20 protein-coding genes are annotated in these 23,126 nt (G+C 62.9%); 10 read left to right on the top strand and 10 right to left on the bottom strand.

Features of this window, described 5'->3' with window-relative positions; all coding sequences use genetic code 11:
- From ACP7AX_RS06515 to ACP7AX_RS06485, 7 genes are all read left to right on the top strand, one after another.
- A partial coding sequence (locus ACP7AX_RS06515; protein ID WP_426225827.1) for an ABC transporter permease subunit occupies positions 1–303 on the top strand: 303 nt, incomplete at its 5' end.
- Positions 304–385: 82 nt separating this feature from the next.
- Positions 386–1,783, top strand: coding sequence for an enolase C-terminal domain-like protein (locus ACP7AX_RS06510; RefSeq protein ID WP_426225826.1), 1,398 nt, complete (start codon positions 386–388; stop codon positions 1,781–1,783).
- 127 nt (positions 1,784–1,910) lie between these two features.
- Positions 1,911–3,140, top strand: a complete 1,230-nt coding sequence (locus tag ACP7AX_RS06505) for an enolase C-terminal domain-like protein (RefSeq protein ID WP_426225825.1) — start codon at positions 1,911–1,913, stop codon at positions 3,138–3,140.
- A gap of 47 nt (positions 3,141–3,187) precedes the next feature.
- Positions 3,188–4,021, top strand: coding sequence for an NAD-dependent epimerase/dehydratase family protein (locus tag ACP7AX_RS06500; RefSeq protein ID WP_426225824.1), 834 nt, complete (start codon positions 3,188–3,190; stop codon positions 4,019–4,021).
- Between the two features lie 34 nt (positions 4,022–4,055).
- Complete coding sequence (locus tag ACP7AX_RS06495) at positions 4,056–4,496, top strand: universal stress protein (RefSeq protein WP_426225823.1); 441 nt, start codon at positions 4,056–4,058, stop codon at positions 4,494–4,496.
- Positions 4,497–4,599: 103 nt separating this feature from the next.
- A complete protein-coding gene (locus tag ACP7AX_RS06490; RefSeq protein ID WP_426225822.1) occupies positions 4,600–5,514 on the top strand; it encodes a LysR family transcriptional regulator in 915 nt (304 codons plus the stop codon).
- Complete coding sequence (locus ACP7AX_RS06485; protein ID WP_426225821.1) at positions 5,511–6,737, top strand: hypothetical protein; 1,227 nt, start codon at positions 5,511–5,513, stop codon at positions 6,735–6,737. The genes ACP7AX_RS06490 and ACP7AX_RS06485 overlap by 4 nt, the downstream gene beginning before the upstream one ends.
- Here the strand turns inward: ACP7AX_RS06485 and ACP7AX_RS06480 are convergent.
- Complete coding sequence (locus tag ACP7AX_RS06480; RefSeq protein WP_426225820.1) at positions 6,695–8,230, bottom strand: family 43 glycosylhydrolase; 1,536 nt, start codon at positions 8,228–8,230, stop codon at positions 6,695–6,697. The two genes, ACP7AX_RS06485 and ACP7AX_RS06480, sit on opposite strands and share 43 nt — an antisense overlap.
- Positions 8,231–8,886: 656 nt before the next feature.
- On the opposite strand from ACP7AX_RS06480, the gene ACP7AX_RS06475 reads away from it, so the two are divergent.
- The 3 genes from ACP7AX_RS06475 (at position 8,887) to ACP7AX_RS06465 (ending at position 13,433) form a co-directional block, all read left to right on the top strand.
- Complete coding sequence (locus ACP7AX_RS06475; RefSeq protein ID WP_426225819.1) at positions 8,887–9,507, top strand: TetR/AcrR family transcriptional regulator; 621 nt, start codon at positions 8,887–8,889, stop codon at positions 9,505–9,507.
- 87 nt (positions 9,508–9,594) lie between these two features.
- On the top strand, positions 9,595–10,905 hold the full coding sequence (locus tag ACP7AX_RS06470; protein WP_426225818.1) for an MFS transporter: 1,311 nt from the start codon (positions 9,595–9,597) through the stop codon (positions 10,903–10,905).
- Entirely contained in the window at positions 10,902–13,433 is a 2,532-nt protein-coding gene (locus ACP7AX_RS06465; protein ID WP_426225817.1) for a family 78 glycoside hydrolase catalytic domain, read from the top strand. Before ACP7AX_RS06470 ends, ACP7AX_RS06465 begins: the two co-directional genes overlap by 4 nt.
- Before the next feature lie 166 nt (positions 13,434–13,599).
- Here ACP7AX_RS06465 and ACP7AX_RS06460 read toward each other — a convergent pair whose 3' ends face one another.
- The 9 genes from ACP7AX_RS06460 to ACP7AX_RS06420 form a co-directional block, all read right to left on the bottom strand.
- Entirely contained in the window at positions 13,600–14,559 is a 960-nt protein-coding gene (locus ACP7AX_RS06460) for a sugar kinase (protein WP_426225816.1), read from the bottom strand.
- Positions 14,556–15,230, bottom strand: coding sequence for a bifunctional 4-hydroxy-2-oxoglutarate aldolase/2-dehydro-3-deoxy-phosphogluconate aldolase (locus ACP7AX_RS06455; RefSeq protein WP_426225815.1), 675 nt, complete (start codon positions 15,228–15,230; stop codon positions 14,556–14,558). The genes ACP7AX_RS06460 and ACP7AX_RS06455 overlap by 4 nt, the downstream gene beginning before the upstream one ends.
- 16 nt (positions 15,231–15,246) lie before the next feature.
- Positions 15,247–16,761: a mannitol dehydrogenase family protein gene (locus ACP7AX_RS06450; protein ID WP_426225814.1), complete on the bottom strand. Its 1,515-nt coding sequence runs from the start codon at positions 16,759–16,761 to the stop codon at positions 15,247–15,249.
- Positions 16,762–16,764: 3 nt separating this feature from the next.
- Positions 16,765–17,982 (bottom strand): D-mannonate dehydratase ManD, encoded by a 1,218-nt coding sequence (manD, locus tag ACP7AX_RS06445; RefSeq protein WP_426225813.1) that lies wholly within the window; start codon positions 17,980–17,982, stop codon positions 16,765–16,767.
- A gap of 104 nt (positions 17,983–18,086) precedes the next feature.
- Positions 18,087–18,830, bottom strand: a complete 744-nt coding sequence (locus ACP7AX_RS06440) for an amino acid ABC transporter ATP-binding protein (RefSeq protein WP_426225812.1) — start codon at positions 18,828–18,830, stop codon at positions 18,087–18,089.
- Positions 18,827–19,759 carry an amino acid ABC transporter permease gene (locus ACP7AX_RS06435; RefSeq protein WP_426225811.1) on the bottom strand — a complete coding sequence of 311 codons (933 nt, stop codon included), beginning with the start codon at positions 19,757–19,759 and terminating at the stop codon, positions 18,827–18,829. The genes ACP7AX_RS06440 and ACP7AX_RS06435 overlap by 4 nt, the downstream gene beginning before the upstream one ends.
- On the bottom strand, positions 19,759–20,406 hold the full coding sequence (locus ACP7AX_RS06430) for an amino acid ABC transporter permease (protein WP_426225810.1): 648 nt from the start codon (positions 20,404–20,406) through the stop codon (positions 19,759–19,761). The genes ACP7AX_RS06435 and ACP7AX_RS06430 overlap by 1 nt, the downstream gene beginning before the upstream one ends.
- Before the next feature lie 85 nt (positions 20,407–20,491).
- Positions 20,492–21,373: a transporter substrate-binding domain-containing protein gene (locus tag ACP7AX_RS06425; protein WP_426225809.1), complete on the bottom strand. Its 882-nt coding sequence runs from the start codon at positions 21,371–21,373 to the stop codon at positions 20,492–20,494.
- A 40-nt stretch (positions 21,374–21,413) separates the two neighbouring features.
- Positions 21,414–22,391, bottom strand: coding sequence for a LacI family DNA-binding transcriptional regulator (locus tag ACP7AX_RS06420; RefSeq protein ID WP_426225808.1), 978 nt, complete (start codon positions 22,389–22,391; stop codon positions 21,414–21,416).
- Between the last annotated feature and the right edge of the window lie 735 nt (positions 22,392–23,126).

Genomic DNA, 23,126 nt, shown 5'->3' with positions numbered 1-23,126 from the left:
GCCGGCCACCCCCGGATCTTCCTCCGAGTGATCCTGCCCCTGATGGTCCCGGCCCTGGCCACCACCACCATCTTCACCTTCATCTGGACCTGGAACGACTTCTTCGGCGCCCTGATCTACCTCACGGACCCGGACATGTTCACCGTTCCCGTGGCCCTGCGCGCGTTCGTGGACTCCCAATCAGCCACCAGCTGGGGATCCCTGTTCGCCATGTCCATCGTCTCCCTGCTCCCGGTATTCCTGGTCTTCCTCTTCGGCCAGCGGTTCCTCATCAAGGGCATCGCCACCACCGGCATCAAATAGATCCTACAAACAACGAATAAACCCACAATCGACAGCTCGGCGCTCGGCAAAGCCCTCGCGATTTCCTACAAAGAACGGTTTTATGAACTTCCGGCGCATCTCCAACCTTCGCATCACGCCCATCGCTTTCTCGGATCCCCCTCTGTTGAACGCAGGAGGCATTCATGAACCGCACGTGTTGCGGGCCGTCCTCGAACTGACAGTCGAAGATGGCCGCGGCGGGACCGTCGTGGGGTTGAGTGAGTGCGCGGGCCACTCATGGCAGCTCGACTGGCTCGAGCTCCTCGCAACAAACCTGGAGGGCGTCAGCGTTTTCGACACAAACCACATTCGGCGGCTCGTGGACGAGCTCCTCGGCGGACACGGTGCCGTGGACACCTGTGAATCCGCCCCTTGGCGCCGTTGGGCGGATAGGTCCGACAGCGGCGACTCCCGCGGCCCTGCACCGACTCCGGCGTCGGACTTTGACCGCCGTCGTGTCTACTCCGCCATCGAAGTGGCATGCCTGGATGTCCAGGGGAAACTGCTGGGAGTCCCCGTCGTTGACCTCCTGGGCGGCCGGCTGCAGGAATCCGTTCCGTACTCGGCGTACCTTTTTTACAAGCTTGAGGAACATCCGGGCGCTGCCGGCAGGGCCGCGATCAAGGACGTTTGGGGGGCGGCCCTCGATCCGGACGGGATCGTTGCACAGGCCACAAAAATGATCGACCAGTACGGGTTTCAGTCGATCAAGCTCAAAGGCGGCGTGTTGGAACCGGACGCGGAAGTTGCCGCCATCTTGGCACTGCGCCGGGCGTTTCCGGATCATCCGCTGAGGCTGGATCCGAATGGCGCGTGGTCTGTGGAGGCTGCCGTGGCGGCGTCCACCCGGCTAACCGGCGTTCTGGACTATCTGGAAGACCCTGTCCTTGGCCTGCAACAGATGAGCGAAGTGGCCGCCAGAACATCGATTCCATTGGCAACCAACATGTGCGTGACGGCAACCGAGCATCTCCGGCCTGCCCTTGAGCAAAAGTCTGTTTCCATCGTCCTGGCGGACCACCACTACTGGGACGGGATTCGCGGCACCGTCGCCCTCGATGCGGTTTGCAGGGCCGTCGGTCTCGGGATGTCCATGCACTCGAACTCCCACCTGGGCATCAGCCTGGCAGCCATGACCCACGCGGCCGCGGCAACCAGGATCTCGCACGCCTGCGACACGCACTACCCCTGGGGTGCCAATGACGACATCGTTCAGCCCGGCGTCCTCCGCTTCAACCGGGGCCGGGTGGCTATCCCGGAGGGGCCAGGCCTCGGCGTGGAACTCGATCAGGCCGTCGTCGTCCGCCTGCACAAGGTCTATCTCACACTGGGCCGGGAGCACCGGAATGATGCTGCCTACGCCCAACGGATCAGTCCCAACTTCGCGCCGGCATCGATGTCCCTTCGGACATCAGTTCATTCAATACCGGCCTTAGACAGGCATCAACCGTTGGCCTAGTCTCAGGTGAGAGGACAAACCGGAACCACAAACTGCGATTCTCCTTCACTCAGCCCCCACACCAAAACCACGATTGGACTCTGACCGAATGCGTTCGCACGAAATAGTACACATTCAGATCACGCCCGTGGCTTTCTCTGACCCGCCCCTCCTGAATTCCGTGGGAGTCCATGAGCCGTTGGCGCTCCGTGCGATCTTGGAAGTCCACACCGCGTCGGGTTTGGTCGGGCTCGGTGAGACCTACGGCGACGCCGGACATCTTCAATTGCTGTCCCAAGCCGCCGTGGCCGTCATCGGCGCCTCGCCATTCGACGTCGGCCGGCTCTGGGGAGTCGTCAGATCTACGCTCGCCAGAGGACATGGCGCGAACCTGAGCAGCTTCGGGCCTGTTACCTCGGGGAAGGTCATCGGAAGCGTCGTGGCACCGTTCGATTCAGCACTCTACGACCTGCAGGGCCAGATCAACCGCGAGCCCGTCTGGGCCATTCTGGGCGGTAAACACCGCGACACGGTCGATTTCAGCGGCTACCTCTTTTACAAATGGGCCGCCCACCCCGAAGCCAAGCCCGACTCCTGGGGCGAAGCCGTGGACCCTGCCGGGATAGTGCGGCAGGCCCGGAAGATGGTTGGCGAGTTCGGCTTCAAATCCCTCAAACTCAAAGGCGGCGTCTTCGATCCCGAGCAGGAAGCCGCTGCAGTCGAGGCTCTGCGGGTTGCCTTTCCCGATCTTCCGCTGAGAATCGACCCCAACGGTGCATGGTCGGTTGAAACGTCGGTCCGCATCGGCGACCGGCTGGGCAGCACCCTCGAATACTACGAGGACCCCACCATGGGTCTGACAGGCATGTCAGAAGTGGCGCGTCGAAGTGCCACCCCTCTGGCCACCAACATGTGCGTCGTGGAGAACGGCCATCTCCCCGAAGCCGTCCGTCGAAACTCCGTCCAGGTAATCCTCATAGACCAGCACTACTGGGGCGGGTTCCTGCCCTCACTGCGCCTGGCATCGCTGTGTCAGGTCTTCGGCATCGGAGTATCCATGCACTCGAACAGTCACCTGGGTATTAGTCTCGCGGGCATGGTGCATTTGGGGGCCGCGGTGGAGAACCTGTCCTACGCGCTGGACACGCACTGGCCGTGGAAAGATCCGTCGGAAGACGTTGTCGAAACTTCGCACCTAAATTTCCATCACGGGGCAATTACCGTACCGGACCGTCCGGGCCTCGGCGTAGAACTCGACGCCCCGGCCATGGCGAGGATGCACGAAACCTACCTTGCCTCCACAATAAGGACCCGCAATGACACCGGCTACATGAAGACCATCGACCCGGACTATGAATATGTCGCCCCGCGGTGGTAAGGACGGGAGCCAGTCCGCGGGCCCATGCAAGTCCGGAAACACCCGCTATGAGCACCATCGGAGTGTCCACTGTGCTCCTCACGGGATCCTCCGGAAGGATGGGCGGGCCGTTGAGCAAGGACCTGGCCGCGCAGGGATACGCCGTCCGGCTCCTGGACCTTGTACCGCATCCGGACCCTCCTGCAGGCGCAACGCAATACGTTGGCCCGCTGGATGAGTCAGGGCCCCTCCGGGCCGCGCTGCTCGGAGGGGATGCTGTTGTCCATCTGGCCGCAATCCCCAACGAAGACACATGGGAGGCGACCGTGGCCGAAACCATCGCCAGTACCGAGTTCCTGCTGCGGGAGTGTGCCGCGGCCGGTGTCCGGAAGGTTCTGCTTGCATCAAGTCACCACGTGGCCGGCTTCTACGACAAAACCGCAGTACTCCCCGGCGACGCGCAACCGAGGCCCGACAGTTACTACGGAGTGGCAAAAGCCACCATCGAGGCCTTGGGTGCGCTTTACCATCACCGTTTCGGCATGGATGTACTCGCGCTGCGCATCGGTTCCTGCTTCCCCCGGCCCACTGCTCCGCGTTCCCTGGCCATATGGCTATCCCCGCGGGACATGACCGGCCTCGTCCTCGCCTGGCTGAACTCGCCGGGCACCACGTTCCGGACTGCTTGGGGAGTATCCGCGAACACGCGCGGAGTGCTGTCAACCATTCCGCTGGAGGAAATGGGATACAAACCCGTCGACGATTCCGAACTGTTCCTGCCTGAACTGCTGGAGCGGTACGGTGCCGATTCCATAGCGGAAGCGGATACAGACTGGCTGGGCGGTCCCTTCTGTACCAACCCTCTGGGCCGAACTCTGAATAGCCAATCCGGCGAGTCTTAAGAACTATCCTGATCCCACCACAACAAGGAGAAACATGACGGTAGCGGTCTGCATCGATCACAACTTCACTCCCGCCGGGGAAGCATCCCTGACCGCCGCCATCGAGGAAGCCAGCAGCCGGGCCGAGGACCTGATGATCGTCTACTTTAGCCGTGATGGCGCCTCGACGGATAATGACCGGAGGGAGGAAGTCCTCGAACAGGCCAGCCGGCTCGCATCCGACGCCGGCGTGTCGGCATCAGTGCTCCAGCCCGATCCTCGGCGGGACCTGGTTACCGAATTTCTCCATCTCGCCCGCGAAATTGACGCCTCGCTGATTGTCGTCGGGATGCGGCAACGAATTGACGTCGGGAATTTCATCCTGAGCAACCACTCCCTCCGGATTTTGCTTCAAGCTGACCGTCCCGTTCTGGCGGTTAAATCGGCCCAGAGTCCGCTGTCCTCCGTAAAGCAGCGACGGGTTCAGGATCCCTGACGCGTCCATGGCCGACATTAAGAATTCGGTTCACTGGTCACACTCCGCTACCCCGTGACGCTGCCCAGGGCACCGTTCCACGGGCGATACTTTGGAAGGCAAATTGTTCACCTTCGATCAGCTGGACAGCTTCATCGCGGTCGCTGAGGAACTGCACTTCGGCAGGGCTGCAGAGCGCCTCCATATTACGCAGCCTTCCCTGAGCCGGCAGATCCAGAAACTGGAAAAGACGGTGGGTGCAGAACTCCTCAACCGGGGCAGCCGTAAGGTCGAACTTACGGCGGCAGGCACCATGGTCCTGGGCGAAGCGCGCCGCCTTGTGACCTTAGCCGACCGCGTTCCCGTGACGGCTAAGCAGATCGCCGCCGGCAGTTCCGGGCTGCTCAGAATCGGCTTCACCGCAACCAGCGGATTCAGTATCCTCGGTCCGATGCTTGAGCAAATATCCGCGGCCTTGCCCGACGTGGACATCGACCTGCAGGAATTACTCTCCATCGAACAGCTTGACGGGCTCCGGACGGGCGAACTGGACTTAGGGATCGCGCGGCCACTATATGAACCCGAAATCTTTGATTCGCGCCTGCTCTACCGTGAAGCGATGATGGTGGCTGTTCCCACGGGCCATCCGCTAACGGGTCTGACGCGGGACGTCGCGGCCAAAGACATCGCGGGCGAACCGCTGATCATGTACTCGTTCGCGAAATCACGCTACTTCTACGACATCGTGGCGAGGATGCTGCCAACCATTAACAGGAACATCAGCCACACTGTCGGCCAGACAGTCACCATGGTTTCTCTCGTGGCAGCCAAACGCGGCCTTGCCTTCGTTCCCCAGTCCGCGATGCTCCTCGGCCTTCAAGGGGTGGAATTTCTGCCCTTCGCATCCAGCGACCCGGAGCCTGTTGAGCTGCACGCCATCTGGAACCGAAGCAACATCAACCCAGCCCTGATTCGTGTCGTCCGGTCCTTGGAATACAAAACCCGGGCGACAGATGCCCCGGAAAGGCAAACCGAGTGACAGAGGTAAGCATCTGCGCCTATCCGTGGGACTTGATCGGCGACCCGGCCGCCGGCCAGCGCCTGGCTAAAACAGGTGCCGATCGGGTGGCCATTGCGGCGGCCTACCACTCCGTACGCGCCGCCACGCCGCTTCACCCTGCGCACCGGCTCGTTGATGCGAAGACGGCGGCTTTCTACGTTCCCGTCCGGCCACCCGCGTGGTCCACACGCAGGCTGGTACCGCAAGCTGCCCGGAACTGGGAATCCGGCGGGATGCATGTGGCCGCGGATCCATTCGGCCAGGCCGCCCGGACAGCTCTGGCGGCGGGCTTGAGGGTCGATGCCTGGGTTGTGCTACTCCACTCAACGGTTCTTGGCGAGGCCAACCCAGACCTTTGTGTGCGCAACGCCTTCGGCGACGTCTATACCTATGCGCTCTGTCCTGGAAACAGTGAAGTGATTGAGTACGCCGCCACCCTCGTCACCGAGGTGGCGGAACTTGCCGGGTCCAGCGGAGCCACAGGACTCATGGTGGAAGCCTGCGGCCCTCTTGGCGTAAGCCATTTGGGTCACCACGACAAAACGGTGGGGGCGGAGTGGACAGCCACCGATGAGGCCCTGCTCTCCCTGTGCTTCTGCGCAGGTTGTTCCGCTGGGATGCTGGAGGCGGGGCTCGACGACGGCGCACTGGCAGCCGTCGTCCGTGCATCTGTTGGCGGCGGGACTGAGTCAGTCGACAAGGCACTGGGGACAGATGCGGACGTACTCCGCTACTTCAGAGAGGGGACCACCGCTGAGCTGGCGGCCCGGGTACTTGCATCGGCCCGGGAGGCGGGAATTCAGCGGCTGGGGTTCCACGCACAGCCCGATCCTTGGGCCGTGGGTCCATTCGCGTCCATGGCCATGACACGGCCCGGCCGGGGCCTCACGGGCGCCGTGTCCGCAGCTACCTTTATCCTCCCTGGGCACGCGGCGCTCCAAATGCCCCCCGAAGAGATCTCGACTCTGGCATCGGCTGCACACGCCGGGGCGCTGGGCGCCTACGTCAGCGCCCTGCCTCCCCACAACGCCGCTGCCTTGGAAGCCGACTGGCGACAGCTCCGGGACCGGGGTTTCGACGAGCTCTGCATCTACCACTTCGGGCTCCTGTCCAGTCGCCGTCTATCCGCCGTCAGCCACGCCGTCGCTGCTCTCAAACATCAAGCGTCCGAATCAACAACTACCGGACCGAACAGCCCATAGGCGTTCCCCTCAGCACCAGGAGCCGAGCAGGCAAAAAGTCCCAACTCGGCAGAGATCCACTGGCCGGCGGACGCGTGAAAATCTGACACTCCCCCGATCCAATCGCCTCCGTCCAGCCGGTATTCAAGCTGGCAGACGCCCCTGATATCAGTTCGGATCCGGAGGGAGATCTCGTCGGCAGGGTCAAGGTTTGCGAGATCTGCCACGGATTCGTCGCCCTCGCCACTGAAGGTTCCTCCGCGGAGCACAATCTGCGCATTGGGCCCCCACACGAGTCCCAGCCACGCATAGGTCCGGCCGAGGACAACGACTCCGGCACGTCCTTGCTGAACCGCGTTCCCCTTTGCAACATCGACAAGGCGCAACGTGGTGCTGAAGGTACAGGGCGTGCCCGGAAGTTGCTGCCCCAGGACCTGTGGCACTCCACGCAGAGACCCGAGATCGTTAGACACAGCCCGTACCCGGGCGTGTCCCGATCCCTCAAGCGCCAGCCAATTTTCCTGCGGGTTTGCCTGCCAGTGCCACTGCAGCCCGGGAACCGTGCCGGACCAGTCTTCATTCCGTGGGGTGCCATCATGGTTGGGGATCACGTCCGGCAGAGGAAGTGAGTGCTCGCTAACGGGTTCGCCGTCAACTCCGATGACGGGCCATCCGTCCGTGTCCCAGCGCAGCGGCTGCAGGTGCGTCACCCGCCCAAAAACCCCCCTGTCCTGAAAATGCAAAAACCAGTCCTGGCCACCCGGCGTGTCCACCCACGCACCCTGATGCGGACCATTGACGGAAGTGGAGCCCGTTTGCAGAACGGTTCGACCCTCATAGGGGCCATGAACTGACCTTGAACGGAACACCATCTGCCACCCCTTCGTGACGCCACCGGCCGGTGCAAATATCCAGTACCAACCGTCGCGTTTGTAAAACTTTGGCCCTTCCAAGGTGGAGCAGCCCGGCACGGCGTCGCCGTCGATTACTGTCACCGGAGACCCCAGCAACTGGCCGGCGTCGGGACTGATCTCTACGACACTGAGACGGTTGGAAATGCCGCTCCTGCTCTTGGCCCACCCGAAGACCATCCAGGCTCGGCCGTCGTCATCCCACAAGGGGCAAGGATCAATAACACCCAGCCCTGAGAGGAGTAGGTGCGGGGCCGACCACGGGCCTGCCGAATCCTTCGCTGTAATTACCGAAATACCGTAGTCCGGGTCCGGAGCGAAGAGATAGAACGTACCCTGGTGATGCCTGATGGCCGGCGCCCAGACGCCAGCGCCGTGGCGTGGCAAGGAATAGTGCCCGGCCGGTTCAATTTTGAGGGCGGCGTGGCCCACAATGGACCAGCTAACAAGATCGCGGGAGTGCAAAATCGGAAGCCCCGGTACTCGGTTAATGCTGGAGGCCACCATGTAGTAATCGTCACCAACCCGGACGGCATCAAGGTCCGGCCAGTCGGTGTTCAGAATTGGGTTCCGGTACATTCCAGGCTTCGGCAGGGTGGGCATCATTCTCCTGTGGAGTGCTGTCGTACGGGCTGCTCTCAGGCATTGCTTCGTTTGAGCGCTAACACTGCCCATATTAGACGAGAAAACGATTCCTGACTCGAAGAGCCGCCAGGGTGCGCCACCCATGCCAATCGTCGGCGTCCGTTTTCGGGCCGCCGCGTGACACCCAGGCGCTATTTCTGATCGGCACGATATCGCTGGTAGTTGCCGGCTTGGCCATTACTTTATTGCTGGACACCGAAACGCCGTACTGGCTGATGCTGTTGCTGTGGGCCGCTCTGGGCGTTCCCACAGGGTTCAACAATCTGGGAAACCAGTACATCCTCCAGGCCAGCGCCCCAGAGGACTCGGCCGGGGGGCCAGCGGGCTCTACCGGACATCCCAGTACATCGGTGCGACCCTGGCCACCGTTGCCGTTTCCCTCTGCCTAAGCCTCGGAAAGGGCGACGGAGGCATCGACTCCCTCGGCCTATGCATTGCGTCGATTGGGGTTTTGTTGACCCTGCTAAGCCTGATCACGGCCCTCAGTTCGCGAGGAACCCCGAGACGCTCCGGTAGGGACAGCTAAGGCGTCACTGCTGCTCAGCTACCCGGCGAATAAGGCCAAAACCTGCCGTAGGTCGTGCCGCACAGTCGGGCCCTTCTAGACTTAGCTGATGGGCACTACGAATGACCCGCCGGCGAGGTCTCCCCAGAGCCGGATTCTCTCCTCTGCATCGTCGGTGTTTGCAGCGCGGGGATTCAATGGCGGATCACTGACCGATATCGCGGGAGGGGCGAAGATGACGCGTCCCGGCGTTTTGCATCACTATCCCAGCAAACAGGCTGTCCTGCTGGCCCTGCTTGAGGAGCGGGACCAAGGGCTGCAGCTACTGCTCCCGGACACTGGGCATTGGACATTGGGAGAAGTGCTCAGTGGGCTCGATGATTTGTTCGCAGCAATTCTTGAGGACCGGGAGCTTGTCCAACTGGCGCATGTCCTGACTGCAGAAGCCGCATCGGCCGATCATCCCGCCCGCCCGTGGGTAGTCCGCAGGCACACCTTGCTGCGTCAGAGTCTCAGCAAGGCAATCGAGAATTCCCACGAGGTGGGTGAGCTTGCCTCCCCCGTTGACCCCGCCGCGCTGGCGAGCGCACTACTCGGAGTGATCGAGGGCATCGAAAATCAATGGCTCGTCTCCCCCGACGGGTTCGATGCCCGCGGCGCGCTTAGGGCCTTCTGCAAAGTGCTCGTAAGCGGCCTGATACAACCATCTGGCGTTCTACCTACTAACTAGTTGGTAGTCGGCGCGTTTTCCTCTATGATAGCACTCAAGGGAATTATGAAACGATTCATTTCCCGCTTTCAACGAGGAGGGCACTTCATGTCACACCCTGTTTCAAAGCCCGGGCTCCGTCCGTGGCGGACCGCACTTCTTGCCGGCATGGCCTCCTATCTGGACGCCGGGGCAATCGTTACGACCTCTACCGCGCTTGTTCTGTACGCCCCGGCATTGGGCCTGAATGAGTGGGACTTCGGTGCCCTGTCGGCACTGCTCACCTTGTGTTTCGCGACCGGCGCCCTGTTCGGCGGCAGGCTTGGCGACAGGTTTGGACGGCGGCGCGTGTTCACGTCGACGCTCCTCCTGTTCGCGGCTGGTATCGCGGTCCTGACGTTCGCTGTCTCCGCCCCCATGCTCTATGTTGGCGTCGTTATTGTCGGCCTCGCCATTGGGGCGGACCTTCCCGTGTCACTTGCCCTGGCTGCAGAGGAAGCCCCACAGGGCGCCAAAGGACGTATGGTCGCCCTCTCCGGCGTCCTGTGGATGGTCGGCATCGGAGTCGTCGTTGTCCTGAGCATCATTGTCGGCGCCTATGGGGAATTTGGCGCCCGGTTGCTGTATGCGCAGTTGCTGATCGTTTCCCTGGTTGTCCTGGTCCTTCGCAGCAGGATGAAGGAATCCACGGAGTGGACTGCGGCACGTACTGCGGCGGTCCAGGCGCCGGCTTCCGAACGCGTAGACCTCGGCTCCCTTCGCCGGCTTCTTGCACCGCCGCTGCTGGCGCCGCTCCTCGCCACAGGCCTGTTTTACGCGGTCTGGAATCTCGGCGCAAATACCATCGGGCAGTTCTCGACCTACCTGTATGTGAACGTAGCCGGCAGTGACGTACCCACGGCATCGGCGATCGGCCTGCTTGGCATTCCCATCGGTCTGGTCAGTGGCCTGGTCTTTATGCGTATTGTTGACCGACCCTCCCGTCAGGTCTGGTTCACAGCAGGTGTCGCCTTCTCGACCATCGGTTTCGCCGTTCCGCTCGTTCTGGGCGTCTCTGTGGCGACCCTGGCCACCATGGGCATTGTAAGTGGCTTCGGGATCGGCTTGGCTGGTGAAACCATTTACAAGGTCTGGACGCAGGAACTGTTCCCGACACTTGTCCGTTCGACGGCGCAGGGCGCCACAATTGCTTTCACACGTTATGTGGCGGCGGCATTCGCCCTCTTCACCCCGATCATTGCGTCCACCAACGTCACCGCACTCTTCGGCATCCTCATTGCAAGCTCGGTCGTGTCCGGGCTGATCGGGATCTTCTGGATACCACGGCTGCCCAAAGCATCCACGTCGGAGAACGAGAACAGCGCCTCCCAAGCCGAGGGCCTCGTCCCCGCTGCCATCGGTCAGGAGAACAACGCATGAGCATTACCCTAGACTTCCCCGCCGGCTCCGCTGCCCTAAAATCCTCGGTTCATGGGGCCTGGCAGGGTCACTGGATCGGGGTGGCACGTCCTCAGGCTACCGAGGGCGCCAACGCCCTCGGTACGACGACGGCGCCGCTCGCGTTCTCGCGTACCCTGCTCCGGTCAACCATCACCGTCGACTCCCTGCCGGAAAGTGCGCCGGCGCGTCTTGCCGCCGACTCCCGCTATGTTCTTTTCGTCAACGGAGTGGAGGTGGGCCGCGGTCCTGTGCGCTCCCAGCCGCGCCGTATGCGCTACGACACCTACGATCTGGCCCCTTACCTTCGCGAGGGAACAAACGTCATCAGCGCGATCGTGACCTACTACGGTGACGCAAATGCCTTCTGGCAGCCGGCCGCCGCGACAGGCTCGTTGGGCACTGACGCTGTCTTTGTCTTCGAAGCCCAGATCGGAGACGACGTCCATGTCTCCGATGAGCGCTGGCGGGCGCTCCGGCCAAATGCGTGGACAGTGTTCCCCCGCAACCACCTGGACGGTGTACCTGTGGACTGCGTGGACGCCGCCCTCATTCCTCAGGGGTGGCAGCTGTCGGGCTTTGATGACACCGCCTGGCCACACGCAAAAATCTTCCACACCGAGCACATTGGTGGCTTCGCACGATCCCAGCCGCCCACCGACCCCTACGGACCCCTGCTTCCACGCCCGATCGGAGCTCTCGGTGGCCAAGTCATCGCCCCGGCCTCTATATCAGCGCAGACCGTTCCGGGCCTGACAGGCACGCATATGGACCGGCCGACCGCCGTCGTTCTCCATGCACTGGCCGGCGGCACTCACGCCGCCCAGCCGGCTTCCCTGCCGCACACGGCCGCACTGAACCAGTTCGTGTGGCAGCACGTTGTCCTGGACTTCGGTCGGGTCGTCGCCGGATATCTTCAAATCGACATCACGGCACCACATGGTACAGTTATCGACCTTCACTACCGCGAGCTCCCGCACGATCCGGGCGTCGACGAGGTCGCCACGGCCCCCGGCGGGGGCATGCGGTATATTGCCCGCGGACACGATGACACGTACGAGGCCCTGGAGCTGCACGGACTGCGCTATGTCCACATCATTGTCCGCTCGGAGCAGGAGGCCCAGATCCGGATCAATGCTGTCACGGTCCGCGAGAGCACCTATGTGTGGGAAGGCGTCGCCGACTTCGCGTCCGATGATCCCGAGATTGACGCCCTTTACCACGCAGGCAGACGCACGGTGCAACTTAATTCGTTCGATGCGTTCACTGACTGTCCTACCCGTGAACAGCGGTCTTGGGTCGGCGACGGCGTGGTCCATCAAATGGTTCACCTGACCACCAACAGCGATTGGCGCCTTGCCCGCAACTACGTCACGCTGGGCAACTCACCCCGCCCTGACGGAATTCTCCCGATGAGCGTGGTGGGCGAGATCGAGTCCAGCGGAGCCTTCACCATCCCCGATTGGTCTTTGCACTGGCTCCACGGCGTGCACAACATGTTCCGGTACACGGCAGAGACCGACTTCATCCTTGGCGCTCTCCCCACGGCGGAGCGGATCCTGCGCTGGTACGCGGATTACATTGATGAGTGCGGCACTCTCAGTGATGTGGCCGAATGGAATCTGGTCGACTGGTCCAGCGTCTTCAGTACAGGTCGCAGCAGCATTCTCACGGCGCTGTGGGCGCGGGGCCTGCGGGAATACGAGGAGATGTGCAGGTTGCTGGGCAATACTGCATCGGCGGACTGGGCCCACGGGCTTTGGGAGAACGCTCGAGCCGGCTTCGAGGCGTTTTGGGCGGAGGAACGGGGAACCTACGTCGACCACATCCTTGACGGCGTTGTTCAGCCTGCCGCCTCCCAGGCCGCAGGCGCCGCAGCGATTGTCTCCGGCCTCGCCCCTCGGGATCGATGGAACCGCATCGTCGACGCCATCACCGACGAACAGCGGCTTGTTGTCCGGTCCTGGATCGGCGGAGCTGACGGCGGCTACGACATCGAGAAAATGCAGGAGCAGGCACGCGGCATCCAGCGGGTCGACTGGGATCCCAACGAACAGGTGGTACGCGCCGAACCCTTCTTCAGCTACGTTGTGCATGACGCCATAGCCCTGGCCGGACGCGAAGAGCTGCTGCTGACCGTCATGCGTTCCTGGACGAAGTTCCTCCACGACGGGTATGACACCTTCGGCGAGTGCTGGGGTTGGGGAACGCCCGTTCACGGCTGGAGTGCGACACCGACCCGGGACCTGATCCAATATGTTCTCGGCGTAACCCCCGCCACGCCCGGCTTCGAAGCCGCGCGCATCGCCCCCAGGATCGGTTCCCTGAACAGGGTGCGGGGGGTATCACCAACACCCTATGGACCCATCACGGTGGAGATCGAATGCGGACAAATCCGCATTGATTCGCCCGTGCCCGTGATCCTTGATCTCGAGCACGACGGCGGCCCCGCCCGGCTCCCTGCCGGGCAGCATACCGTTCCATTCGTTCGGCCATCAGTGGCAATCTGAGTTCGTCGGGATACGGCGAAGGCCAGTCGCCCTACACCCGCAACACAGGAACGCCGAAGGGGCGGCATATTGCCGCCCCTTCGGCGTCCTTCCGGCCATGGGAAGGCATCCTCATGGTCGTCGGCATCCATTTCCTGCCCGCCGGCACTACTGCCTGACGTGTTTCTCAGCGCGCAACTGGTTCCTTCGCCTGTAACAATCCAAAGTCGGCACGGCGGGGAAGGCCTTCCCAGTCTCCAGGGACAAGGCAGGCGAAGGCCCCGGTGGTGACCGCGGTCAGGAGTCGCTCCTGCGGCGAGCATCCCTGAAGCCGTTCAGCAAGGTAGCCGGCGACGAAAGCATCCCCCGCCCCGACGGTGTCAACGACGTCCACGGGAATGGCTTCGTGTTGGAACAGCTCGCCGTCGATGATGGCCAGGGCGCCCTCTGATCCCAGCTTGATGACCGTTTCGCGGGGTCCCAGCGCAGTCAGCCGGCTTGCCAGCTCTGCGGGGTCCGTTGCGGGACCGATAGCGATCGCGGCCTCGTCTTCGCCGGCAAAGACGATGTCGACTTTCGGAAGAATTTCACGGTAGAACGACGCGGCGTCGTTGATCGACCAGAGATTGGCGCGGTAGTTCAGATCGAAGGATATAGGGACGCCGGCGGCGTTGGCGTCTGCGACGAGCTTGCGGACGGTGTCCGCAGCTTGTGCCGACAGCGCTGGGGTAATGCCGCTGAGGTGTACCACGGCAGCGTTCGCAATAAGCTCGTCGTCGATGTCGTCCGGGGACATATGTGACGCGGCGCTGCCTGCCCGGTAGTAGGTGACCCGTTGTGCGGTAGCGGTGCGCCGTTCCTTAATCATGAGCCCGGTGGGAGCGTGGGGATCAATCCTGACTCGAACGTCGACGCCTTCGGCGCGGATCTCGCGTTCGACCAGTTGCCCTAGGGAGTCGTCTCCCAGTCTGCTGCACCACACCGCTTGGGCGCCCAGCCGTTGAAGACCGATCGCCACGTTGGATTCGGAACCGCCAATGCCCAGGGACAGCGAGGCGGCGTGCGCCAATGGGCCGGTAACGGAGGAGCTCATGAGTGCCATCGTCTCGCCGATGGTCAGCGCGTAGGGTTGCCCGATGGCTTTCACAGCGAGTTCCGTGCTTCGTCCACGTTCGTGCGGACCGTGGCTGCCCGCCGTCGCAGGTCCTGAAGGTCGCCGCCTTTGAAGGCGTCGCCGATGAGCGGTCCGCCGAGGCTCACGGCCAGGGCGCCTGCGCGGATCCATGCTGCCGCATCGTCAATGCCGATGCCTCCGGAGGGGATGTACGCCATGTCCGGGAATGGTCCTCGGAGTTGGGCAAGGTAGCCGGGACCAACTGTTGATGCCGGGAAGACCTTTACTGCTGTTGCGCCCGCGCGCCATCCGGCCAGAAGCTCCGTGGGTGTCAGTCCTCCGGGGTAGACCGGGACTCCGCGGCTAATGCCTGCTTGGATGATGGCGGGGTCCGTATGGGGCGTGACGATGTAGGAGGCTCCGGCGTCGACGAGCCTATCCACCTGGCCGACGTCGGTTACGGTTCCGACGCCGACTTCAGCGGCATCGCCGAAGCGTCTAGTAAGCTGAGGCAGCTGTTCGAGGACCCCGGGTGTACTCAGGGTCAATTCGATGCTCCGCACCCCACCGGCCAACAAGGCTTCGATGACGGGGGCGTAGTCGCGGGCATGTGCGGCGCGCAGAACCGCTATCACCCGCGTCTCCAGGAGGACGGCGGATGGCACGTGGCGGGCGATATCCGCGGCGGGACTGGCTTGGGGCATGGTTTCCTCCATGGGATCAGGGATGCTTGCTCTGGGCGTGGCTGGCGGCGAGGCCGGTCGCCTCGCTTATGGCAGCCAGCGGGCCGCGGGTGTGCAGGGTATCGATGAGTTCCCCTGTACGTTCGATGAAGTCCGTACGATGGGCTAGTTCATCACCGAGGAGGTGGTGGTCGGCCAGGACCTTTTGCGCAAGCTCTTGGCCGGAGCCGGAGCGTGAAGCGAGTCCTGAGAGGAGTCCCCGGGCCGGATCCTCCATGGCTTTCGCGTGGACTCCGGGGTCGTAGCCGCGCAGCGGTGCGATGCAGGTGAGGTAGGCGGCAGCGGTCAGTGCAAGCAGATGCGGCATCCGGCCGTTGTCGAGTATTCGCAGTGCCGGAAGGGGTATGCGTTGGCGTAGCTTGACGGATCCGTCGGAACCCACTTGGCTGGTGCGGTGTCCCAGCGCGGTGTTCCGCCAACGGGAGAATAGCTGTTCTTCGTAGGCCTCCACGTCCACGCCCGCTGGAACGGACACGCTGGGCAGATATTCATTCCGAAGGACCGAGCGCGCGGCTTGTTCGATGCTGGGTTGGGTCACGGAGTCGGGGATGGTGGCGGCTCCGGACAGGGCGCCGAGGTAGGCAATGAGCGAATGCGTCCCGTTGAGCAGGCGGACCTTCAGCTGCTCGTAGCCGGCGACTTCGTTGGAGAAGACAGCGCCGCCGGCTTCCCAGGCCGGACGGCCGGCGATGAAGTTGTCCTCCACGATCCACATGGTGAACGGCTCTGCCGGGACGGGGATGGCATCCGTGTAGCCCCTGTGCTGTGAAACGAGCTCGCGGTAGTGGTCCGTGGTGGCCGGAACAATCCTGTCAACCATGGAGGATGGGAAGCTGGTGTTTTTAGCGATCCACTCCAAGGTCTCGGCCGCTTCCGTTCCGGGAAGCAGGGCGGCGAACTCACGGACGAGCCGCTGGGTGTGGTGGCCGTTGTCGGCGAGGTTGTCGCAGCTGAGGATCGTCACGGCTTCGCCGTGTGTGCGGGCACGCTGCTGGAGCCCGCGGACGATCTGTCCGATCGGAGTGCGGGGTGCGGCGGCGTGGGCGAGGTCGTGCTGGATTGCCGGGTCCAGGGCGTTCAAGGAACCGGTCGCCGGTGAGTAGTTGTAGCCGTGTTCGGTCACCGTCAGCGAAACGATGCGTGTGGCGGCGTCGGCTATGACAGCTGGAACGCGCTCCGGGTTCGCGGCTGCGGTGAACGCGTCGGTGTGGACGCGGGGTATCGAGAACTTGGATCCTTCAGGGGAGATTTCCACCACGGTGTAAAGCATGTCCTGTGCGTGCATAGCGTCGGTGACCTGCGATGAACGGCTGGAAACACCGATAATGCCCCAGTCGCCTCCTTGGGCCTCGACCGCCGCGTCGGTGTAGACGGCCTGATGGGCGCGGTGGAAATTGCCCAGTCCCAGGTGCACGATGCCCGGGGAAGGGGCTTCCGCGCGGCGCAGGATGCCCGGTGTCTTGGCGGAAAGCGGTGGGAGCGATGAAGTCATGGTTTACCAGTCCTTCATGGAACCGTCGAGCTCCCGGGCGATGGGCAGGTAGGCCTGCTTGTAAGGGAAGCGTGCCGCGGCTTCTTCGTCCACGTGGACTCCGAGGCCCGGTTCCTGGCCGGGGTGGAGGTATCCGTCGTCGAAGCTGAAGCTGGACTGGAACACTTCGGACACGAGCGGGTCGTAGCCCATGTATTCCTGGATGGCGAAGTTCGATGTGGCGAGGCCCAGATGAAGCGAGGCTGAGAGGTTGATCGGTGAGACGTCCGAGGGGCCGTGCGGCGCACCCTTGATCTGGTAGACCTCGGCCAGGGCCAGGATCTTGCGGACGTGGGAGATGCCTCCGGCGTGCACGACGGCGGTCCGGATGAAGTCGATGAGCCGTTCGGTGATGAGCTGCTCGCAGTCCCAGATGGTGTTGAAGACTTCGCCGATGGCCAGCGGGACGGTGGTGTGCTGGCGCAGGGTGCGCAGAAGCCTCTGGTTTTCGGCCGGGGTCACATCCTCGAGCCAGAACAAGTCCACGTCTTCCAGGGATCGCGCCAAGCGGGCGGCCTCGGTGGGGTTGAGCCGGTGATGGACGTCGTGCAGGAGCTTCAGTTCGGGCCCCACGTGCTCACGCACCGCGGAGAGGATCTTCGGGGCGTGGCGCAGGTAGGCCGAGGTGTCCCAGTCTTCCTCCACTGGCCCGGCGCCGCGGCCTGCCGGTTCGTAGCTGGCCGCACCCTTGGTGACGCCGTAGACCTTGTCCAGGCCCGGGACCCCTGATTGGGCGCGGACGGCCCGGAATCCCTGGTCGCGGCGTTGGTCCACGGAATCCAGCAGTTCGGGAAGGTCCCAGCCGGTGGCGTGAGTGTATGTCAGGATCCTGTCCCGGGCCGCGCCGCCGAGCAGCTGGTAGACCGGAACACCCAGGGCCTTGCCCTTGATGTCCCACAGGGCGAGGTCAATGGCGCCGATCGCAGCCATGGTCACCGGCCCGCGCCGCCAGTAGGCGCCGCGGTAGAAGTAGTTCCAGGTGTCTTCGATCCGGTCCGCGTCCCGGCCCAGGAGTGCCGGGGCAAGGTGGTCACGCAGGTAGCTGGCTACGGACAGTTCCCGGCCGTTCAGCGTAGCGTCGCCCCAGCCGACAATACCGTCGTCGGTCGTGATCTTGAGGGTGACGAAGTTGCGGCTGGGGCTGGTCACCAGGACGTCGACGTCGACTATTTTTCGGGTCATGGGTTCACATCGTTCTGTGGCAGGAGGGCATGGTCGGATGGCCCCCACGGGTGCAGGGGTACCGCTGGTGCGGGAAGTTGGTGGCGGGTGTGCAGAGGGGTCGGTTACAGGACCTTGCTGAGGAAGTCCCGGGCGCGTTCGGACTTGGCTTCGGTGAAGAACTGCTCGGGGGTGTTCTCCTCGACGATGCGGCCTTCGGCCATGAAGATAATCCTGTCGGCAGCGGTTTGGGCGAAGCCCATTTCGTGGGTGACGACCACCATGGTCATGCCGCCCTTGGTGAGTTCGACGATGACGTCGAGGACTTCCTTGATCATCTCGGGGTCCAGTGCGGATGTCGGTTCGTCGAACAGCAGGACTTTCGGGTCCATGGCCAGTGCCCGGGCAATGGCGACGCGCTGCTGCTGTCCGCCGGAGAGCTGCGCGGGACGTTTGTGCGCCTGTGCTTCGACGCCGACCCGCTCGAGGAGTTCCATGGCGCGCTTCTTTGCGGCTTCCGGCTTTTGCTTGCGTACCTGAACGGGTGCGAGCATGACGTTTTCCAGAACCGTCATGTGGGCGAAGAGGTTGAACTGCTGGAAGACCATGCCCACTTCGGAGCGAAGCTGTGCAAGGGGACCGCTTTCGTTGGGCAGTTCCTGGCCGTCGATCCTGATGGTGCCTTCGTCGATGGTTTCGAGCCGGTTGATGGTGCGGCAGAGTGTGGATTTGCCGGAACCGGAGGGCCCGAGGATCACCACCACTTCACCGGTCTTGACGTCAAGGGTGATGTCGCGGAGGGCCTGATAGCTGCCAAACCACTTCTGGACATCGCGGATGGAGATCATGGTTTCGTTTCGCAAAGTCATACCTCACGTAGGTCTAGGGTGGGATCGGTGGCGATATGTCCGGTGCTGGTGGGCTTGGCCGGACCGGCCACCATCGTCGATACTGGGATGGGCGCCCTGGGCCCCTTGCCCCCGCCGCCAGGCGTCCGTGTAGGCGTCAGGCGGGCGCTCAGGACGTGCGAGAGCTTGGTGAGCAGAAGGCAGATGATGACGTAGAGGGCTGCCATGGCCGTGAAGATCGGCACGGCGTACTCTCCGCCAAGGAATTCGATCGCTTGCTCGCCGGTCAGCAGCAGGTCGGTGTAGCCGACCACGAAACCGAGCGAGGAGGCCTTGGTGACGCGGACCATTTCGCTGATCAGTGTCGGCAGGATTTGCCGGATTACCTGCGGGAGCAGGACGAAACGCAACGTCTGGAAGCCCCTGAGGCCCAGCGCGTGGGCTGCTTCCGACTGTCCCCGGGGCAGCGCGAGGAAGCCTGCGCGGAAGGCCTCTGCCATTGACGCGCTCTCGTAAAGGACCAAGCCGATCACCAGCGCCCAGAAGGTGCTGATGCTGGCGCCCGTTATGGCCGGGACGCCCAGGTAGATGAAGAAGACGAGGAGCAGTTCGGGAAGACCCCGGAGGGCTTCGATCCAGATGCGGGAAGGAACGCTGATCCAGCGCCGTGCGGACATGCGGCCCAGCGCCAGGAGCAGGCCAAATATCAGTGACAGGGCCACGGATACGACTGCGACCTGCAGGGTGGCTCCCACACCCGTCATCAGTGCCAGCAGCAGATCGGGCTCGCCGAGTATGGCCCAGTGGTTACCGTCCAGGAGGCCTTGGCCGCCGAGTGTAGTCAGGGCCAGGACAACGAGGCCGAGAACAGGGATGGACAATCCGATTGTCCAGATGCGGATCCGTCGCTGTTCGAGCGGACCGGGAGCATCGTAAATTGTGACAGCCATCAGGAACTGAACACCACCCTTCGCTCTAGTGCGGCGGCGGCCAGCGCAGCCGGAATTGTGATTGCTGAGTAGAGGACGGCGGTGAACAGCATGAGGACTATGACCGCGGAGTCGTTGGTGTTGATCAGTTGGAGCATGGCGCCGAAGAGTTCGGTCACGCCGTACACGCCAGCGATCGCGGTGACCTTGACCAGCGCGATGGTCGTGTTAATCAGTGGCGGTACGGAGTTGCGCATGCCCTGGGGCAGCACGATCAGCCGAAAGGTCTGGGCCTTCTTGAGGCCCATGGCACGGGCGGCTTCAAACTGGCCGGCACCGATTGCATTGATGCCGGCCCGGATCGCCTCGCAGTAGTAGGCCGCGAAATAGATGGTGATGCCTATGAGGGCCAGAGTGAAAAAATCGAACTTCAGCCCCAGCAGCGGCAGGATGAAGATGGTAAAGAACAGGTGGGCGGCGGCCGGAATGTTCCGCATGAGCGCCACATAGACGCTGCTAATACGCCTCAGGAGTGGAACCGGCGAAATCGAGAATGAAGCCAGGAGCACGCCTGCGGCCGCTGACATGATTCCCGCCAGTGCGACCAAGCCGAGGGTGGCCAGGAAGCCGTTCCAGAAGACGTCCAGGTTTTCAACAATGGCGTTCATTCGTGTGCGCCTCCTTTCGCGTCGAGATTTGTGGTGTTGGCCGTGCCGGCCTCATGGGTTTCTGGGTATGAGTCATGACGCATACTCAGCAGGTGGACATTTCCTTGGGGGCGGTCGGAGCGGCCAGCCCGGACTTACCCATGCGGGCTTCCCAGAACTTGGTGACCGTGCCGTCGGCGAAGGCCTGTGCCAGACGTTCGTTGAAGAATGTGCACATATCCGTGCGATCCTTGGCCATTCCGATGCCCCAGCGTTCACCGTCGCCGTACGTCATGGGTGCGAACTCGAAGACGTCCGGCTTTTCCTGCACGAAGCCTGCCAAGAGCGGGGCTGTGGAATCGACGGCGTCCACGGAGCCCTGCTCAAGTGCCCGGATGCAGTTGGTGAGCACGTTGAACTCGGAAATCTCAGCCTGGGGAATTGACGCGCTGACGCGCGGCTGTCCCTGGCTGCCCTGGAGTACGCAGATCTTGGTGCCCTTGGGGATGTCCTCCAAGGTCTTCAGGCCCGCGGCCTTGCCCTTCTGCAGGATCAGCTGGGGCTTGGTTTCAAGGTAGGGCCCGGCGAGGGCGATGGTCTTTGCCCGTTCCGGGGTGATGGCCAAGGCGGTGGCGAAGATGTCGATCTTGCCCTGCTCAATGAACGGGATGCGGTTTGCGGCCGTGGTGTCAACCCATTCGATGTCATCCTTACCGATACCCATCGGTTCCACCAGGTACTCGGCCAGATCGATGTTGAAGCCCTGCCATTTTTTTTGCAGGTTGAGTTCGCTCAGGCCGGGCTGGTTCGGCGAGGCGCCAATCTTGATCTTGCCGGCCTCTGCGATCTTCGCCATGGTGGAGCCGGCCGGGAAGCTGCTCGGTTGGGCCGTTGCGCCGCCGCCTGCACAGCCGGAGGCAAGAAGCGCGATAACGGCGGCACCGGCAACGGCGGTGATCTTCAGGTTTTTGAGCATGAGAGAGCTCACTTTCTCTTCGTTGAGACTACTTCGATGTGTGGGAAAAGACTTATACTTTGGCGGCGACGGGGGCCAGGGATGTGGAGTGTCGGACCACCAGTTGGGATCTGAGGTGGATGGTCTCGTTCGTCTGTGGCTTGCCGATGATTTGCTCAAGGAGCATCTCCAGGCCGAGGGAACCGCTTCGAGCGATGTCGACCCGGACCGATGTCAGACCCGGTTCGGCAGCGGCGGCGACATCGAGATCATCGATGCCGATGACGCTCAGATCCTCCGGGCAGTGCTTCCCGAGGGCTCGTGCTCCGGACTGGACGCCCAGCGCCACAAGGTCGTTGTAAGCGACGACTGCGGTTGCTCCGCTGGAGACAACGGAAGCTGCCGCGGCCAGGCCCCCGAGGACTGTGGCCGATTGGTTCCCCACGGCCACCAATTCAATGCCGCGCTCGGCACAGAAACGTGAGATAAGGTCACTCCGCCGGAGATTGGCCCAGGACGACACCGGCCCCGGGACGTATGCGACTTTTCTGTGCCCCAAGGCGTGCAGATGCTCCACTGCCTGACGAAGGCCTTCGTCGGCGTCCATCAGGATTCGGGGGGTGTCCTCGGCCTCGCCATTAATGATCACCAGCGGCGACGACCCCGCGGCCTGCCGGATCAGCTCGGGAGACAGCCGCGGAGAGCACAGGACGATTCCGTCCACCTCCCGCGCCATCCGGGCCAGGATTTCCTGTTCACGACCGGTGTCCTCATCCGTGTCGGCAAGCATCATCCGGTGCCGGCCATACCAGGCCTGGTTCTGAATGGACTTGATGAGGGCTGCAAAAACAGCGTTCGACGTATCAGGAACCACCACACCGAACGTGCGGCTCCCGTTGGACACAGGAACGTCATAGCCGAGTTCCGAAGCCGCGGCCATGACGCGCTGGAGGGTCTCAGATGCCAACCGGCCGGGCTCCTTGAATGCTCGGGATGCAGTGGCGAGTGAGACGCCGGCGAGGGTGGCGACGTCAGTGAGGGACGCTGTCATAGGGGCCTCCGGGTGTGGTTCATGAAACGCTCTTGCAACAAGTGTGCAATATTTGCACAATCTCGTCAAGCATTTTCATTAGATTGCACACAAACGATGCAAAGGTCTAGCTTCCGGGCATTTTGGATGCTTGTGGACCCCCCCCCCGGAAGGCCTCTTTCGCGATCGGGAGCCTTTCGCCGGAGTCCGGAGACTCGAGCTTTGCTCCCGCCCGCTAGGACCACGGCCATCGAAGTGCCAGCCCTTCAGCAGACGCACGCAGAGGCTGGCTGTCAAGGGCCCGACGCCGGTCCTCGGACGCGAACAACCAGCCAGGGGTTTGGGTGCCGACCAGTGACAGCAGTTAGGGCACCGAAAAAACAACCCCTTGCCTAAGTTGCTTGCCATAACCTACTGTGATATCGATATCAGTGATCCACGTCATGCCCAACGGATGACAGGCCGGTTGTTCTGGGCTCTGGGCACTTCTCGAGACATATTCGAACGAAGGGGTTCACCTTTGAAAGACCCAGCTTTTTGCCGCCCAGTAGGCGCCGCACTGGTGCTGTCCTTACTCATTGCGCCATCTACTGCGGTGGGCGCACTTGCGGCAGTGCCCCAGGCGCCGTCGACTGATACTTCCAGTGGCTTCGAGATTCCAGGGGGCACATTCGAGGATGCATCCCAGCCTGCACTGCACTCCGGTTGGGCCAAGGCCGGGCCGGGAACGGTTCTGACCGATAAGGCGTCGGCACG

Source organism: Pseudarthrobacter sp. DSP2-3-2b1 (assembly GCF_049895945.1).
Lineage (GTDB): Bacteria > Actinomycetota > Actinomycetes > Actinomycetales > Micrococcaceae > Arthrobacter.
The sequence above is the reverse complement of the archived record's forward strand: the minus strand, read 5'-3'. Positions and strand labels throughout refer to the sequence as shown.